Here is a 16,204-nt window from a genome sequence, read left to right on the forward strand (position 1 = left end):
GTTTCCAGTTTCCGGTTTCCGGTTTCCGGAACGGCACACATCATCTTCTGTTCGACTGGAAACAGGAAACTGTCGACTGGAACCTGCTTCACCGCACGTGTCCGTCGCCCAGCACGATCCACTTGAGCGTGGTCAGGCCTTCGAGTCCCACCGGGCCACGCGCATGGAACTTGTCGGTGCTGATGCCGATCTCGGCGCCTAGGCCGTATTCGTATCCGTCGGCGAAGCGCGTCGACGCGTTGACCATCACCGAACTCGAGTCGACCTCGCGCAGGAAGCGACGGATGCGGCTGTAGTTCTCGCTGACGATGGCGTCGGTATGCTGCGAACCGTAGGTAGCGATGTGCTCGATGGCCGCATCGAGCCCGTCGAGCACGCGGATGGCGAGGATCGGGGCCAGATACTCGGCACGCCAGTCTTCGTCCGTGGCCGGCACCGCTTCGCCGATCAGCTTGCGCGTCGCCGCGCAGCCGCGGATCTCGACACCGGCTTCGAGGTAGATGCGGCCCAGCTCCGGCAGCACCCGTTCGGCGATCGCCTGATCGACGAGCAGGGTTTCCATCGTGTTGCAGGTGCCGTAGCGCTGGGTCTTGGCGTTGACGGCGATCGCCATGGCCTTGTCGACATCGGCTTCGCCGTCGATGTAGACGTGGCAGACGCCGTCGAGATGCTTGATCACCGGCACGCGCGCCGCTTCCGACACCGCGGCGACGAGTCCCTTGCCGCCGCGCGGGATGACCACGTCGACGTACTGCGGCATCGACACCAGCTCGGTGACCGTGCGCCGGTCGGTGATGTCGAGCACCTGCACGCCGTCGCGCGGCAGGCCGGCGTCGGTCAGGGCCCGTTCGATGCAGCGTGCGATCGCCAGGTTCGAGCGCAGTGCCTCGGAGCCTCCGCGCAGGATTGCGGCATTGCCGGACTTCAGGCACAGCGCCGCAGCGTCGGCGGTCACGTTCGGCCGAGATTCGTAGATGATGCCGACGACGCCCAGCGGCACGCGCATGCGGCCGACCTGGATTCCCGACGGGCGCTGCTTGAGATCGCCGAGTTCGCCGATCGGGTCCGGCAGGTTCGCGATCTGGCGCACGCCTTCGGCCATCGCGCGGATGCGGTCCGCGTTGAGTTCGAGGCGATCGAGCATCGCCTCGTCGAGCTTCGCCGAGCGGCCGTCGCGCAGGTCGGCGGCATTGGCCGCCTGGATCTCGGACGCCTCGTCGATCAGGATCTGCGACAGCGCGAACAGCGCCGCGTTCTTGGTGCCGGTTTCGGCACGCGCCATGACGCGCGCCGCGGCACGCGCCTTCTCGCCGCGCTCGTGCATGTAGGCGGCAACGCCGTCGTTTCTGGACTTGGCTGCCTTCTGTGCGGAAGGGGGGGGACTCATCGAATGGTCTGGGGCGCCGCCCCGCTGGCGGCAAGAATCAATGTTAGCAATTCTTCCCAGGCGGCAGATTCCTGGCCGGTCTTGACCAGCCGGTCGATGCGCGCGGCGCGGCGCAGCCAGCCCATGGTCTCGCCCGGACGCATGCGCGTCAGCGCACGCGCGTAACGCGCCTGCTGGAAGCGGCGGATGCCGGCGCTGTCGCAGGCTGCCGCGGCATCGCGCGTGCGCGCATAGACCAGCGTCGCCCGGATCAGCTGGCGCAGGCTCCACATCAGCGCGCCCAGGATCTCCAGCGGCGCCGCACCTTCCTCGCGCAGGCGCGCGAGACTGCGCACGGCACCGGCCGCGTCGCCGTCGAGCACCCGGTCGTTGAGGTCGAAGGCCTCGAAGCGGGAGCTGTCGGCCACTGCCTGCGCCAGTTCGTCGACGCCGACGTGACGATTCGGGTATAGCAGCGCCAGCTTGGCCACGTCCTGCGCGGCCGCGAGCAGGTTGCCCTCGGTCCGCTCGGCGAGCAGGCGCACCGCCTCGGCGTCGACGCGTACGCCGGCGTCGCGCAAGCGCGTCTCGAGCCAGCCGCTGAACTCGCGTCCCTTGACCGCCCAGACGTAGAGGCTCACGCCCACCGCATCGAGCGCCTTGAACCAGGCCGCGTCGCGCGCACGCGCATCGAGCGCGCCGCAGACGACCAGCAGCAGCACGTCGGGCGGCAACGCCCTGGCGAGCTGCTGCAGCATCTTGCGACCGGCATCGTCCGGTCCGGCCGCCATCCGCACTTCGACGATGCGGCGACTGGCGAACAGCGACAGGCTGGCGCAGGTGTCGGCCAGCCGCTGCCAGTCGAAGCCGCGCTCGACGTCGAGCACCTCGCGCTCGCTGTAACCCTCGGCGCGGGCCTTGGCGCGGATCGCGTCCAGCGCCTCCTGGATCAGCAGCGGTTCGTCGCCGGCCACCAGATAGACCGGCGCCAGCTTCGACGCCAGATGCGACGACAATTGTGGAGGCTTGAGCTGCACGGAACGAACCGGGTCGGAATCGACCGGGCCATTCTAGGCCGGCCGGATGCGGACTTCAGTGCCGCGTCGCGTTCGACGGCTGGGTCCGCGCCTGCATCATCAGGGCACGCACGTCGTCGCCGGTGAACGGATAGTCGCGCCCGCAGAACTCGCAGGTCACGTCGACGCGACCGTGCTCCTGCAGATGCTCCTCGAGTTCGTCCTCGCCCAGCGACAGCAGCATCGCGCTGATGCTGTCGCGGTTGCAGCGGCAGCTCAGCGTGACCGCCTGCGGCTCGAACAGGCGCAGGGTCTCGGCATGAAACAGCCGCCGCAAGACCGTGGCGGCATCGGTGCGCGCCAGTTCGGCCTCGCCGAGCGTGGCGAACAGGGCGCACAGATGCTCCCAGTTCCGTTCGCTGCTGTGCTTCTCGCCGAGCGGCAGGCGCTGCAGCACGATGCCGCGGATGCGTCCGTCCGCAGCCGCCAGGCGCATGCACGACGGGATCTGCTCGGAGCTGGCGTAGTAGTGCTCCAGTGCCGCCGCCAGACTGCCGCCCTGGATCGCGACCATCGCCTGGTAGTTCTGGTCGCCGCGCTCGGGCTCGAGCAGCAGTCCGAGCAGGCCGTCACCCATCAGCGCCGCAAAGTCGCCTGCCGCCTGCTCCGCGCACTTGGCCATGCCCCGCACCTGCAGGTCGGCCTCGATCTGCGCCACCAGCATCTTCAGGTCACCCTTGCCCTGGAACTGCAGGCTCATGCGACCGCGGAACTTGGTGTTCGCGGCGAGCAGGGGCATCGCCGCCACGGTTTGGCCGACCAGCCGGCGCACATCGGGCGGATAGGGCCGCGAACCGAGCATCGCGTCGATGCCCTCGTCGAACTCGACGATTGCGCCGCGCGCCCCCAGGTCAGGGAACAGGAATTCCGTCAGCTGATTCATCGTGGAGAGTGGCGCACGGACCGGGGCCCGCCTACGGCGCGAGCTTGTCCTTCAGCAGCTTGTTGACCAGATCGGGATTCGCCTTGCCCTGCGTGGCGCGCATGACCTGACCGACGAAGAAGCCGAACAGCTTGTCCTTGCCACCGCGGTAGTCGGCGAGCTGCTGCGGATTCTTCGCCATGACCTCGTCGATCGCGGCGAGCACGGGGCCCTCGTCGGTGATCTGGACCAGTCCCTTGGCCTTGATGATCGCATCGGCGGCATCGTCCCCCTGCGCCTCGCCGCCCAGCATCGCCTCGAACACGTCCTTGGCGATCTTGCCGGAGATGGTCTTGTCGGCGATGCGCGCGACCATGCCGGCGAGCATCGGTGCCGTCACCGGCGAGTCGCCGATGTCGCGGCCGAGCTTGTTCAGCGCGCCGAGCAGATCGCCGCTGACCCAGTTCGCACAGAGCTTGGCGTCGGCACCGGAAAGCTTCACGACCGATTCGTAGTAGTCCGCCAGCGCCGCCTCGCCGGTGAGCACGGTGGCGTCGTACTTCGACAGGCCGTACTGCGTCGTGAAGCGCTGCTTCTTGGCTTCGGGCAACTCGGGCATCGTCGCGCGGATGCGCTCGCGGTCATCCGTCGTGACCACGACCGGCAGCAGGTCGGGGTCCGGGAAGTAGCGGTAGTCGTTCGCGTCTTCCTTGGTGCGCATCGCGCGCGTCTCGCCGGTGTCCGGATTGAACAGCCGCGTTTCCTGGACGATGCGGCCACCCGACTCGATGACGTCGATCTGGCGCTCGATCTCGTACTCGATCGCCTTCTCGACGAAGCGGAAGGAGTTGACGTTCTTGGTCTCGGTGCGCGTGCCGAACTTCGTCTCGCCCTTGCGGCGCACCGAAACGTTGGCGTCGCAGCGGAACGAGCCCTCCTGCATGTTGCCGTCGCAGATGCCCAGATAGACGACCAGCTGATGCAGCTTCTTGAGATACGCCACCGCCTCGGCGGCGGAACGGATGTCCGGCTCGGAGACGATCTCGATCAGCGGTGTGCCCGCACGGTTCAGGTCGATGCCGGTGATGCCGACGAAGCCTTCGTGCAACGACTTGCCGGCATCCTCCTCCATGTGCGCCCGGGTGATGCCGATGCGCTTGACCGTCGGCTCCGCGTCCTTGCCATTCGACAGCTCGATGTCGAGGTGGCCTTGGTAGACGATCGGCAGCTCGTACTGCGAGATCTGGTAGCCCTTCGGCAGATCCGGATAGAAGTAGTGCTTGCGCGCGAAGACGCAGCGCTCGGCGATCTGCGCATCCACGGCCAGACCGAACTTCACCGCCATCTCCAGGGCCGTGCCGTTGAGCACCGGCAGCACGCCGGGCAGGCCCAGCGTGACCGCATCGGCCTGGGTGTTCGGGGCGGCGCCGTAGGCGGTCGCCGCGCCGGAGAAGATCTTCGACTTCGTCAGCAGCTGGCAGTGCACCTCCAGTCCGATGACGGCTTCCCACTCCTGACGATCCATCACTCGAACCCCTTCGGCGCCTGCATGTGCCAGTCCGTCGCCTGCTGATACTGGTGCGCCGCATTGAGCAGGCGCGCCTCGTCGAAGTAGTTGCCCATCAGTTGCAGCCCCACCGGCAGCCCGTCGACGAAGCCGCAGGACAGCGACAGCGCCGGGATGCCGGCGAGGTTGGCGGCGATGGTGTAGATGTCGTTGAGATACATCGACACCGGATCGTCGGTCTTCGCGCCGAGCGCGAATGCGACATCGGTGGTCGTCGGCCCCAGCACCAGGTCCACCGATTCGAAAGCGCGGCGGAAGTCGTCGTAGATCAGCTTGCGGACCTTCTGCGCCTTCAGATAGTAGGCATCGTAGTAACCGTGGCTGAGCACGTAGGTGCCGACCATGATGCGACGCTGCACCTCCGGCCCGAAGCCCTCGGCGCGCGAGCGCTTGTACAGGTCCTCGAGGTTCTTCGCGTCGGCCGCGCGGTGGCCGTAGCGCACGCCGTCGTAGCGCGCGAGATTCGAACTCGCCTCGGCCGGGGCGACGACGTAGTAGGTCGGCACCGACAGCGGCGAGTTGGGCAGGGAGATCTCGGAAATCACCGCGCCCTGCGCCTCGAGGACCTTGACCGCATCCATGACGCGGCTGCGCACCGCATCCGCCAGCCCTTCGGCGAAGTACTCCCTGGGCAGGCCGATGCGCAGGCCCTTGATCGACTGGCCGAGGCCCGTGACCAGGTCACCGACCGGGCGGTCGATGCTGGTGGAATCGAGCGGATCGAAGCCGGACATCGCCTGCAGCACATAGGCGGCATCCTCGGCCGAGCGGGCCACGACGCCGGCCTGGTCGAGGCTCGACGCGAACGCGATCATCCCGTAGCGCGAGACGCGACCGTAAGTCGGCTTGATGCCGGTGAGATTGGTCAGGGCCGCCGGCTGGCGGATCGAGCCGCCGGTGTCGGTGGCGGTCGCCGCAGGCGCCAGTCCGGCCGCCACCGCTGCGACCGAACCGCCCGACGAGCCGCCGGGCACCCGCGTGGTGTCCCAGGGATTCTTCACCGGGCCGTACCACGAGGTCTCGTTCGACGAGCCCATGGCGAACTCGTCCATGTTGCACTTGCCGAGCATGACCATGCCGGCATCGGCATGCAGCTTGCCGACGATCGTCGCGTCGTACGGCGCGACGAAGTTGTCGAGCATCTTCGAGCCGCAACTGGTCTTGACCCCCTGCGTGCAGAAGATGTCCTTCTGGGCCAGCGGGATGCCGGTCAGCGGGCCGCCCTCGCCGCGGGCCAGCCGCGTGTCGGCCGCGTCGGCCTGCGCGAGCGCCTGTTCGGCCGTCACGCTGATGTAGCTGTTGAGCTGCGGATCGAGCGCCTCGATGCGCTGCAGGTACTGCTGCGTCAGCTCGCGGGAGGAGAACTTCTTCGCGCGCAGTCCTTCGCCCAGCGCCTTGATCGACTGCCTGTGCATGCTCACTCGATCACCTTAGGAACGAGGTAGAGGCCGTTCTCGACGGCCGGAGCGATCGCCTGGAAAGCCTCGCGACGGTCGGTTTCGGCGACCGCGTCCGGGCGCAGGCGCTGGTGCATGTCCAGCGGATGGGCCATCGGCGCGACATCATCGGTCTGCGCCTGCGAGAGCTGGTCGACCATGTCGAGAATGGCGGACAGCTGGCCGGCGTAACGCTCGGCCTGTTCGGGTTGCAGGGCCAGCCGCGCGAGCTGCGCGACCTGCCGGACTTGTTCGATGGAAAGACTCATTGTCGGCGTTCTGCGTGAAGTCGTAGGGGTACGGCCCGTTCGGCAGCGACCCCTGGCCGCTGACGGCGCCCGCCATCCGGTGAGCCGGACCGCCCCGATTCGGGGCTGTTCAGGCCGGAAAATCGTTTAAGATGTGCGGATGCACAATTCTAGCAGGCCGCTGGAAGCGTGCTGCCCGCTGGACCCGGCGGGCAATTATTTTATGGGTCCACGATTCCCACTATTACTGACTTCCCATCAGGCCAGAAGCGATGTTCGACGCCGTCCGCCGTCTGTTTGTCAACGACCTGTCCATCGATCTGGGCACCGCGAACACCCTCGTCTACGTCCGCGATGAAGGGATCGTCCTGAACGAACCCTCGGTGGTCGCGATCCGCATGGACTCGCGCGGCGCGAAGAAGGTCGAGGCGGTCGGCATCGAGGCCAAGCAGATGCTCGGCCGCACGCCGACGAACATCACGACGGTGCGCCCGCTGCGCGACGGCGTCATCGCCGACTACACCGTCACCGAGAAGATGCTGCAGCACTTCATCCGCAAGGTGCAGAAGGGGCGGATGATGCGGCCGATGACCCGCGTGGTCGTCTGCGTGCCCTACGGCTCCACCCAGGTGGAACGCCGCGCGATCCGCGAGTCGGTGGAAAACGCCGGCGCACGCAAGGTCTGGGTCATCGAGGAGCCGATCGCCGCCGCGCTGGGCGCCGGCATCCCGATCGGCGAGGCCCGCGGCTCGATGGTCGTCGACATCGGCGGCGGCACCTCGGAAGTCGCGGTGATCTCGCTCAACGGCATCGTCTATGCCGAGTCGGTGCGCATCGGCGGCGACAAGTTCGACGAGTCCATCGTTTCGTACGTGCGCCGCCAGTACAACATGCTGATCGGCGAGGCCACCGCCGAGCGCATCAAGATCCAGATCGGCACCGCCTTCCCCGGCCACGAGGTGCAGGAGATCGACGTCGTCGGCCGCCACCTGGCCGCCGGCGTGCCGCGCAACTTCACGATGAACTCCAACGAGATCCTCGACGCGCTGCAGGAACCGCTGTCGGGCATCGTCAAGGCAGTCAAGCAGGCGCTGGAGCGCACGCCGCCGGAACTCGGCTCGGACGTGGCCGAGCGCGGCATCGTGCTGACCGGCGGCGGCGCGCTGCTGCGCGACCTAGACAAGCTGATCTCCGAGGAGACCGGCCTGCCGGTGATCATCGCCGACGACCCGCTGACCTGCGTCGCCCGCGGCGGCGGCATGGTGCTCGACATGCTCGACCGCCAGTCGGACTTCTACAGCCTCGACTGATGTGGCCCTGACGGCCGGCTGCCCCTTGCAGCCGGCGTTGGAACCCGTACCCTAGCGGACAACCGATGTCCGCCGCCCGCAGCCTGCGAAGCGCTTGACCACTTGAACACGCTGCCCGAGTCCTACCGCCGCCCCCTGTTCCCGCGCGGGCCGGGCCTTGGACTCCGCACCGCGCTGCTGGCGTTGATCTCGCTGGCGCTGATCTTCAACGACACGCGCGGCGATTCCCTGCGCAACGTACGCAGCACCCTGTCGTTCATGCTCACGCCGCTGGTCTGGATGGCGTCGCTGCCCGGCCACGTCCTGTCGGCCGCGGAGAATCTCGACACCCGCGAAACGCTGGAGCGCGAGAACCGCGAGCTGCGCCAGAAGCAGCTGCTGCTCGAAACGCGGCTGCAGAAGATGAACGCGCTGGAGGCCGAGAACCGCCGCATCCGCGAGCTGCTGGCCTCGGCTGAGCGCATCGAGGACGAGGTCCTGATCGCCGAGATCGTGGCCATCAGCCAGGACCCGTATCGCAGCCAGATCACCCTCAACAAGGGCACGCGCGACGCGGTCTATCGCGGCCAGGCCGTGGTCGACGCCTCCGGCGTCCTCGGCCAGATCGTCGATACCGGGCATCAGCGCTCGCGGGCACTGCTGATCACCGACCCGAACCATGGCATCCCGGTCGAGGTGAACCGCACCGGCATGCAGACCATCGCCATCGGCGCCGGCGAGCTCGGCCTGCGCCTGCCGTTCCTGCCCAGCAATGCTGACATCCAGGTCGGCGACCTGCTGGTCTCGTCGGCACTGGGCGGGCGCTTCCCCGCCGGCTATCCGGTGGGCACCGTCTACGAACTCAAGCACTTGGCCGGCGAGCACTTCATGGAGGCCTACGCCTCGCCCGCGGCGCGTCTCAACCAGGGCCGCCAGGCACTGCTGGTGTGGAGCGAAAGCTACCTGGTCGGCGGCGACGTCGACGGCGCCGCGGACGACGAGGCGGCGACTCCGCCGTCGGCACCATGACCAGCACCCGCAACCTGCTGCTCGGTTTCACCGCGAGCCTGCTGCTGGCCATCGTGTTCCAGCTCGTGCGCCTGCCGGACATCCTCGCCGCGGCGCGACCGCTGTGGGTGCCGCTGGTGCTGGCGTACTGGGCGCTGCGCGAGTCGCGCATCTCGACCCTGCTGCCGGCTTTCGTCGCCGGCATCGCGCTCGACGTGCTGTTCGGCAGCCCCCTGGGCCAGCACGCCCTCGGCCTCGTGATCGTGGTCTACATCGTCGAACGCCTGCGCGGCATCTTCATCCTGTTTCCGCTGTGGCAGGCCACCTTCGCATTGATTCCGGCGTGGGCGCTGTACAGCTTCCTGATGTTCTGGGTCGACGGCGCCACCCGGCACCAGGCCGATGCCTGGCTGCGCTGGCTGCCGGTGCTGTCGACCACCCTGTTCTGGCCGCTGCTGTTCAGCGTGATGGAAGCCCTGCGCCAGCCGCCGGAGGACGAATGAGCGGCGTCCGGAGCGCGGGCCGATGATTCTCGGTCCTCCACGCCGGCGCGACGCGCTGAAGAACGTCCACGACGAACGCAATGCGTTCTTCAGCCGCAGCCTGTTCGCGGTGCTGCTGCTGGTGGCCGGCGTCGGCCTGCTGGTCGCGCGCCTCGTCGACCTGCAGCTTCGACAGCACGGCTACTTCTCGACGCGGGCCGACGAGAACCGCATGCGCGTGGTGCCGGTCGCGCCGGTACGCGGACTGATCTACGACCGCAACGGCGTCGTGCTGGCGCAGAACCAGCCGGCGTTCGTGCTGGAGATCACCCCCGAGCAGGTCGCGGACATGCCGCAGACGCTGCAACGTCTCGCGGCGATCATCGACATCGGCGAGACCGACCTCGAACGCTTCCACGACCGCGTCGGCAAGACGCCGCGCTACCGCGGCGTGCCGCTGCGCTCGAACCTGTCGATGGAAGAGGTGGCGCGCTATGAGATCCGCCGGCACGAGTTTCCGGGCGTCGAGGTCACCGCCGGCCTGTCGCGCAACTATCCGCTGGCGGCGAGCGGTGCGCACATCGTCGGCTACGTCGGCGGCATCACCGAACAGGAGCTGCAGCAGGTCGACGAGGCGGCCTATCGCGGCATCAACCAGATCGGCAAGGTCGGCGTCGAGAAGAGTCGCGAGGACCTGCTGCGCGGCGAGCCGGGCGCCAAGATCATCGAGGCCAATGCCTTCGGACGGCCGCTGCGCGAACTCGACTACCGACGCGGCTATCCGGGGCGCAACCTGATCCTGTCGCTGGACGCCCGCGTGCAACTGGTCGCGGAGCGTGCGCTGGGCCCGCTCACGGGCGCAATCGTCGCGATCGACCCCGCCAGCGGCGAGGTCATCGCCCTGGTCAGCAAGCCCGGCTACGACCCGCACTACTTCATCGAAGGCATCAGCAGTGCGGACTACAAGACGCTGCTCGACAACCCCCAGCGCCCGCTCTACAACCGCGCCCTGCAGGGCACCTATCCGCCCGGTTCGACGGTCAAGCCGGCGATGGCCCTCGCCGGCCTCGAGTACGGTGCCGCCGAACCGGCGCACCGCGAGTTCTGCGGCGGCCAGATGTCCTTGCCGGGCTCCACGCGCAAGTACCGCTGCTGGAAGCGCAGCGGTCACGGCTGGGTCGACATGGCAATGGGCGTGATGCGCTCCTGCGACATCTACTTCTACCAGCTTGCCCTGAACCTGGGGATCGATCGCATCCATGCGGCGATGACCGGTTTCGGCCTGGGGGCGCCCACCGGGCTCGACGTGCCGCTGGAGAAAGGCGGCCTGTTCCCGTCGCGCGAATGGAAGCAGGTGGCGCGCCGCGAAAGCTGGTATCCGGGCGAAACCCTGAACGTCGGCATCGGCCAGGGTTTCACGCTGACCACGCCGGTGCAGCTCGCGCAGATGACGGCGCGCATCGCCATGCGCGGCGGCGGCTACCGGCCGCACGTGCTGCGCAGCTACGAGGACCCGATCACCCGCGAGCGCGTGGCGATTGAACCAGAACCGCTGCAGCGTATCGAACTGAAGGACAACCGCCACTGGGCCACGGTGATCTCCGCGATGGAGGAAGTCACGCATTCGCCTTCGGGAACGGCCTACCGCATCGGTCAGGGCGCGCCGTACCGCATCGCGTCGAAGACCGGCACGGCGCAGGTCGCCTCGCTGCGCCAGGACGAGCTGCGCGCGCCGACGCTCGCGGAAACGCCCGTGCATCTGCGCGACCACGCCCTGTTCATCGCCTTCGCCCCGGTGGAGGAGCCGCGCATCGCCATCGCGGTGATCGCCGAGCATGCCGGCGGCGGCAGTGCCGTGGCCGCGCCGATCGCACGCATGGTCATGGACCAGTACCTGCTCGGCGAAGTGCAGTTCACCGGCGCCCCGGCCATCGTGCCCCCGCCCCCCGAACGCCCCGCGCCGCGGGCCACACCGAGACCGACGCCGTGATCACGCAGATGCTGCACGGCTCGCGCCCGCGCAAGCCCGAACCCGGCCTCGGCGACTGGCTGGAGACCTGGCACGTCGACCTGCCGCTGCTGCTGCTGCTGCTGTGCGTGGCGACGATCGGGCTGTTCGTGCAGTACTCGGCGTCCGGGCATTCGGTGCCGGCGGTGTGGAGCCAGGTCCAGCGCCTGATTCTCGGCCTGATCGCGATGGTCGCCGTGGCACAGGCGCCACCGGACCTCTACCGCAGCTTCGCGCCGTGGGCCTACCTGGTGACGCTGGTGCTGCTGGTGCTCGTGCTGCTGCTCGGCGATCACGCCAAGGGGGCGCAGCGCTGGCTCGACCTCGGCGTGATCCGCTTCCAGCCGTCCGAGATCATGAAGCTGGCGATGCCGATGACGGTCGCGGCATTTCTTCATCACCGACGCCTGCCGCCGAGCCTGCTGACGATCGGCTTCACGCTGCTGCTGATCGGCCTGCCGGCCGGCCTGATCATGATCCAGCCCGATCTCGGCACCTCCCTGCTGATCATCGCCGCCGGCGGCTTCGCGCTGTTCTTCGCCGGCCTGCAATGGCGCTGGATCCTCACCGCACTGGCCGCCATCGGCGCCGCCGCGCCGATCCTGTGGGAGCGCCTGCACGACTACCAGCGCCAGCGCATCCTGACGCTGCTCAACCCGGAGAGCGATCCGCTCGGCGCGGGCTATCACATCACCCAGTCGAAGATCGCGATCGGCTCCGGCGGCCTGTTCGGCAAGGGCTGGCTCAACGGCACCCAGGCCAAGCTCGACTTCCTGCCGGAGTCGCACACCGACTTCATCTTCGCGGTCTACGCCGAGGAGCTCGGCCTGCTCGGCGTGCTGCTGCTGCTGGCGCTGTATCTGGCCATCGTCGGCCGCAGCCTGTGGATCGCGCTGCGCGCCCAGGACACCTTCCAGCGCCTGCTCGGCGGCGCCTTCGCGATGACCTTCTTCATCTACATCTTCATCAACGTCGGCATGGTCATCGGCCTGTTGCCGGTGGTGGGCGTGCCGCTGCCACTGCTCAGCTACGGCGGCACCTCGGCGGTGTCGCTGCTGGCCTGCTTCGGTATTCTCATGTCGATCCAGACTCACCGGAAACTGCTCGCCAAATGATGCCGCGCCTCGCCCCCCTGCTGCTGCTCACCTGCGCCCTTCCTGCCGCTGCGGACTACGGTGGCCACGCACGTGCGCCGGAACTGCTGAAGCGGCTCGAAACCGAGTTCTCGTTCAGCCCGCAGGAACTCGACTGGGTGAAGACGTCGCTGGCGGCGGCCGAACGCCTGCCGCAGCTGGTCGAGCGCGAACAGAAGGCACCCGAGAAGACCGAGACCTGGACCCAGTACGCCCGCCGGATCGACGAAGGCCGCGTCACGAACGGCGCGGAACTGCTGCGCACCCACCGCGACTGGTTCGCGCGGGCCGAGGCGGAGTACGGCGTTCCGCCAGCGGTGATCGCCGGCATCCTCGGCATCGAGACGCGCTACGGCCGCATCACCGGCTCGGTGCGCGTGCTCGACGCCCTGTCGACGCAGGGGTTCGATCACCCGACGCGGCATGCCTTCTTCCTCTCCGAGCTGGCCGAGTTCTTCGCGTTCTGTCGCGACTTCGGCTACGCGCCGACGGTGCCGCAGGGATCGTATGCGGGAGCGATGGGAGCCGCGCAGTTCATGCCGAGCAACTACCGCAGGCTGGCCGTCGATTTCGACGGCGACGGCCGCCGCGACCTGTGGTCCATGCCCGACGCGATCGGCTCCATCGGCCGCTATCTCACCCGCTACGACCGCGCACGCGCCTGGCAGCGCGGCGAGCCGCTGGTGGTGCAGGCGCGGGTGACCGGGCCGCTGCCCGCGAACCTCGCGGTCAACGCCCGCAACGTGACCCACACCGTCGCGGCACTGCGCAAGCTCGGGGTCGAGGCGAAGACCGAACTGCCGCCGCAGACGCGGGTTGGGCTGGTGGAGCTGACGCTGGACGGCGACGGTCGCGAATACTGGCTGGCCCTGCCGAACTTCTATTCGGTGATGTCGTACAACCCCCGTGTGTTCTACGGCATGGCCGTGACCCAGCTGGCGCAGCGTATCGAACAGGCGCACGCCGCCAGCCTGGAGCCCTCCAACTGATGCGCCTGCCGGCGCGGGCCATCGCCCTGCTGCTGATGCTGGGACTGGCCGGCTGCGGCGCACCGGCCCCCAAGTCACGCCCCGCCGCACGCAGCGACAACCCCAATGCCGGTCGCTACGCGCTCGAGCATGACGTCGCACCGCACCCCGACGAGGTTCCCGACGACATCGCCAGCATCCCGGACGCGGTGCCGCGTGCCGAACCGCGCTCGCGCGGCGGCAACTCGCCGGTCTACAGCGTCTTCGGCAAGACCTATCGTGTCCTCAGCGATGCGCGCGGTTTTCGCGAGCGCGGGATCGCCTCGTGGTACGGGAAGAAGTTTCACGGCAACCGCACCGCCAACGGCGAAACCTACGACATGTTCCGCATGACGGCCGCGCACAAGACGTTGCCGCTGCCGAGCTACGTGCGCGTGACCCGGCTCGACAACGGCCGCAGCGTCGTCGTGCGCATCAACGATCGCGGTCCGTTCCACAAGGGCCGCGTGATCGACCTGTCGTACGCCGCCGCGGCGAAATTGGACATGCTCGGCCACGGCAGCACCGAAGTCGAGGTCGTGGCGATCGACCCGCTCGAACCGGCGAGCCCAGCCGAGAGCTGGCTGCAGATCGCCGCCTACAGCGATCCGATCAACGCCGTGGTGATGCGCGAGGAACTGGCCCGCCACGGCCACCGCGATGCGCAGATCCTCATCGACGACGGCGAGGACCAGCCCGTGCACCGGGTGGTGCTCGGCCCCTTCGTCGACACCCGCAGTGCCGAAACCGCGCGCCTGCGCCTGCAGGCTGCCGGCTTTGCCGCAACGTGGATGCGCCAGTAGCGCATCGGTAGACTGGCGCCCGCCCACCACCCTCACCCGCCGCACCGAAGACTCTCAGCCATGAAGGGACTCATCCGACTGCTCCTCCTGCTCGGCCTGTCCGCGAGCGCGCACGCGCAGCTGCCGACGCCGCCGCAGATCGAGGCGAGCAGCTACGTGCTCTACGACTTCGCCAGCCAGCAGGTTCTTGCCGACTTCAACTCGATGCAGCGCGTCGAGCCGGCGAGCATCACCAAGATCATGACCGCCTATGTCGCCTTCGACGAGCTGGCGCGCGGCCACGTGACGCTCGACGACCAGGTGCTGATCAGCGAGAAGGCCTGGCGTACCGAGGGCTCGCGCACCTTCGTCGAAGTGGGCAAGCACGTGCGCTTCGAGGACCTGCTGATGGGCAGCATCGTGCAATCGGGCAACGACGCCACCGTCGCCATCGCCGAGCACATCGCCGGCGACGAGGCCGTGTTCGCACAGCTGATGAACAAGCATGCCGCGCGCCTCGGCATGAAGGGCACGCACTACGAGAACGCCACCGGGCTGCCGGCGGCGGAGCACTACACGACGGCCTATGACGTCGCCCTGCTCTCGCACGCGCTGATCCGCGACTTTCCCGAGGACTACCGCCGTTTCTCCGAACGCGAATTCAGCTTCGGACACCGCGGAGTCATCCGTCAGCAGAACCGCAACCTGCTGCTGGAAATGGACCCGGGCACCGACGGCATCAAGACCGGGCATACCGAAGCCGCCGGCTTCTGCCTCGCCGCCTCGTCGGTGCGCGAGGGCCGGCGACTGATCTCCGTGGTCATGGGCACCGACGGTCCGCGCAGCCGCGCGCGGGCGTCCAAGGCGCTGCTCGACTACGGCTTCCGCTTCTACGAGAACGTCGCCCTGTTCGGTGCCGACAAGCCGGTGCTGCGCCTGCGCGCATGGAAGGGCGACGCCACCGAACTGCCGGTCGGCGTGGCCCAGACGGTGACCCTGTCGCTGCCGCGGGGCACCGCGGACCGCCTCGATGTCCAGCCGACGGTCGTCGGGCCGGTGATCGCGCCGATCGCGGCCGGCCAGACGCTGGGCTCGGTCACCTTGAGCGTGGACGGCAAGACCCTGCGCACGGTTCCGCTGACGGCCTTGCAACCGCTGGCCAAGGGCAGCCTGTTCACGCAGCTCGTGGACACGATCCGGCTGTGGCTCGACATCTGAGGCAGGCCGTATGAGCGCAGAGCCGGTCGTGCGCCGACTCGGCCTGCGCGACTACGCCGAGACGTTCGCGGCGATGCGCGCCTTCACCGACGCGCGCGACGAGCGCACCGCGGACGAAATCTGGCTGCTGGAGCACCGGCCCGTGTTCACACAGGGCCAGGCCGGCAAGGCCGAGCACCTGCTGGCGCCCGGCTCGATCCCGGTGGTGCAGTCGGACCGCGGCGGCCAGATTACCTATCACGGTCCCGGTCAGCTCGTCGTCTATTTTCTCGTCGACCTGCACCGCCGCGGCTACGGCATCCGCAGCCTGGTCACGCACATCGAGCAATCGATGGTGGACGTGCTGGCCGGCTACGGTATTGCCGCCGCGGCGGACCCGGCCGCACCGGGGGTCTACGTCGATGACGCCGGCGGCTTGCCCGGCCGCGCGAAGATCGGTTCGCTGGGGCTGCGCGTGCGGCGCGGCCGCACCTACCACGGCCTGTCGCTCAACGTGGCGATGGACCTCGAGCCGTTCTCGCGCATCAACCCCTGCGGCTACCAGGGCCAGCGCATGACCCAGGTCCGCGATCTCGGCGGCCCGGACAGCGTCGCCACCGTCGGCAACGATCTGCTCGCCCCCCTGATCCACCGGCTCGGCTACGGTGCAGTGACGTCCGACACGGACGAAGCGCGGGCCTCGGCTACAATCGGGCGCTGATCCGTCCCTCCCGACCCTTACG

15 protein-coding genes are annotated in these 16,204 nt (G+C 68.4%); 9 read left to right on the forward strand and 6 right to left on the reverse strand.

The annotated features are described in order from the left end of the window. Positions 1–88: 88 nt before the first annotated feature. The 6 genes from C8D93_RS04660 to gatC are packed head-to-tail and all read right to left on the reverse strand — an operon-like array spanning position 89 to position 6,576. On the reverse strand, positions 89–1,387 hold the full coding sequence (locus C8D93_RS04660; protein WP_110264002.1) for a glutamate-5-semialdehyde dehydrogenase: 1,299 nt from the start codon (positions 1,385–1,387) through the stop codon (positions 89–91). After that, positions 1,384–2,403 carry a DNA polymerase III subunit delta gene (gene holA, locus C8D93_RS04665; RefSeq protein ID WP_110264003.1) on the reverse strand — a complete coding sequence of 340 codons (1,020 nt, stop codon included), beginning with the start codon at positions 2,401–2,403 and terminating at the stop codon, positions 1,384–1,386. The genes C8D93_RS04660 and holA overlap by 4 nt, the downstream gene beginning before the upstream one ends. A 55-nt stretch (positions 2,404–2,458) precedes the next feature. After that, positions 2,459–3,325 carry an Hsp33 family molecular chaperone HslO gene (gene hslO, locus C8D93_RS04670; RefSeq protein WP_110264004.1) on the reverse strand — a complete coding sequence of 289 codons (867 nt, stop codon included), beginning with the start codon at positions 3,323–3,325 and terminating at the stop codon, positions 2,459–2,461. Between the two features lie 31 nt (positions 3,326–3,356). After that, entirely contained in the window at positions 3,357–4,829 is a 1,473-nt protein-coding gene (gene gatB, locus C8D93_RS04675; RefSeq protein WP_110264005.1) for an Asp-tRNA(Asn)/Glu-tRNA(Gln) amidotransferase subunit GatB, read from the reverse strand. Continuing rightward, positions 4,829–6,286, reverse strand: coding sequence for an Asp-tRNA(Asn)/Glu-tRNA(Gln) amidotransferase subunit GatA (gene gatA, locus C8D93_RS04680; protein ID WP_110264006.1), 1,458 nt, complete (start codon positions 6,284–6,286; stop codon positions 4,829–4,831). Before gatA ends, gatB begins: the two co-directional genes overlap by 1 nt. 2 nt (positions 6,287–6,288) lie before the next feature. Beyond that, complete coding sequence (gene gatC / locus C8D93_RS04685) at positions 6,289–6,576, reverse strand: Asp-tRNA(Asn)/Glu-tRNA(Gln) amidotransferase subunit GatC (RefSeq protein WP_110264007.1); 288 nt, start codon at positions 6,574–6,576, stop codon at positions 6,289–6,291. A 251-nt stretch (positions 6,577–6,827) separates the two neighbouring features. On the opposite strand from gatC, the gene C8D93_RS04690 reads away from it, so the two are divergent. From C8D93_RS04690 to lipB, 9 genes are all read left to right on the forward strand, one after another. Next, positions 6,828–7,865 carry a rod shape-determining protein gene (locus C8D93_RS04690; RefSeq protein WP_110264008.1) on the forward strand — a complete coding sequence of 346 codons (1,038 nt, stop codon included), beginning with the start codon at positions 6,828–6,830 and terminating at the stop codon, positions 7,863–7,865. Positions 7,866–7,967: 102 nt separating this feature from the next. After that, positions 7,968–8,873 (forward strand): rod shape-determining protein MreC, encoded by a 906-nt coding sequence (gene mreC, locus C8D93_RS04695; protein ID WP_170123904.1) that lies wholly within the window; start codon positions 7,968–7,970, stop codon positions 8,871–8,873. After that, positions 8,870–9,355 carry a rod shape-determining protein MreD gene (gene mreD, locus C8D93_RS04700; RefSeq protein WP_110264010.1) on the forward strand — a complete coding sequence of 162 codons (486 nt, stop codon included), beginning with the start codon at positions 8,870–8,872 and terminating at the stop codon, positions 9,353–9,355. Before mreC ends, mreD begins: the two co-directional genes overlap by 4 nt. Positions 9,356–9,377: 22 nt before the next feature. Further along, positions 9,378–11,324, forward strand: coding sequence for a penicillin-binding protein 2 (gene mrdA / locus C8D93_RS04705; protein WP_110264011.1), 1,947 nt, complete (start codon positions 9,378–9,380; stop codon positions 11,322–11,324). A gap of 8 nt (positions 11,325–11,332) precedes the next feature. Beyond that, on the forward strand, positions 11,333–12,457 hold the full coding sequence (gene rodA, locus C8D93_RS04710; RefSeq protein ID WP_110264012.1) for a rod shape-determining protein RodA: 1,125 nt from the start codon (positions 11,333–11,335) through the stop codon (positions 12,455–12,457). Then, positions 12,454–13,464, forward strand: a complete 1,011-nt coding sequence (locus tag C8D93_RS04715) for a lytic murein transglycosylase (RefSeq protein WP_110264013.1) — start codon at positions 12,454–12,456, stop codon at positions 13,462–13,464. The genes rodA and C8D93_RS04715 overlap by 4 nt, the downstream gene beginning before the upstream one ends. Beyond that, the gene (locus C8D93_RS04720) at positions 13,464–14,285 is read left to right on the forward strand and encodes a septal ring lytic transglycosylase RlpA family protein (RefSeq protein WP_170123905.1); all 822 of its coding nucleotides are present in this window, start codon (positions 13,464–13,466) and stop codon (positions 14,283–14,285) included. The genes C8D93_RS04715 and C8D93_RS04720 overlap by 1 nt, the downstream gene beginning before the upstream one ends. Positions 14,286–14,345: 60 nt before the next feature. Further along, on the forward strand, positions 14,346–15,482 hold the full coding sequence (locus C8D93_RS04725; protein WP_110264014.1) for a D-alanyl-D-alanine carboxypeptidase family protein: 1,137 nt from the start codon (positions 14,346–14,348) through the stop codon (positions 15,480–15,482). 10 nt (positions 15,483–15,492) lie between these two features. Continuing rightward, positions 15,493–16,182 (forward strand): lipoyl(octanoyl) transferase LipB, encoded by a 690-nt coding sequence (lipB, locus tag C8D93_RS04730; RefSeq protein WP_110264015.1) that lies wholly within the window; start codon positions 15,493–15,495, stop codon positions 16,180–16,182. Positions 16,183–16,204: the final 22 nt, after the last annotated feature.

Source organism: Sinimarinibacterium flocculans (assembly GCF_003201205.1).
GTDB lineage: Bacteria > Pseudomonadota > Gammaproteobacteria > Nevskiales > Nevskiaceae > Solimonas > Solimonas flocculans.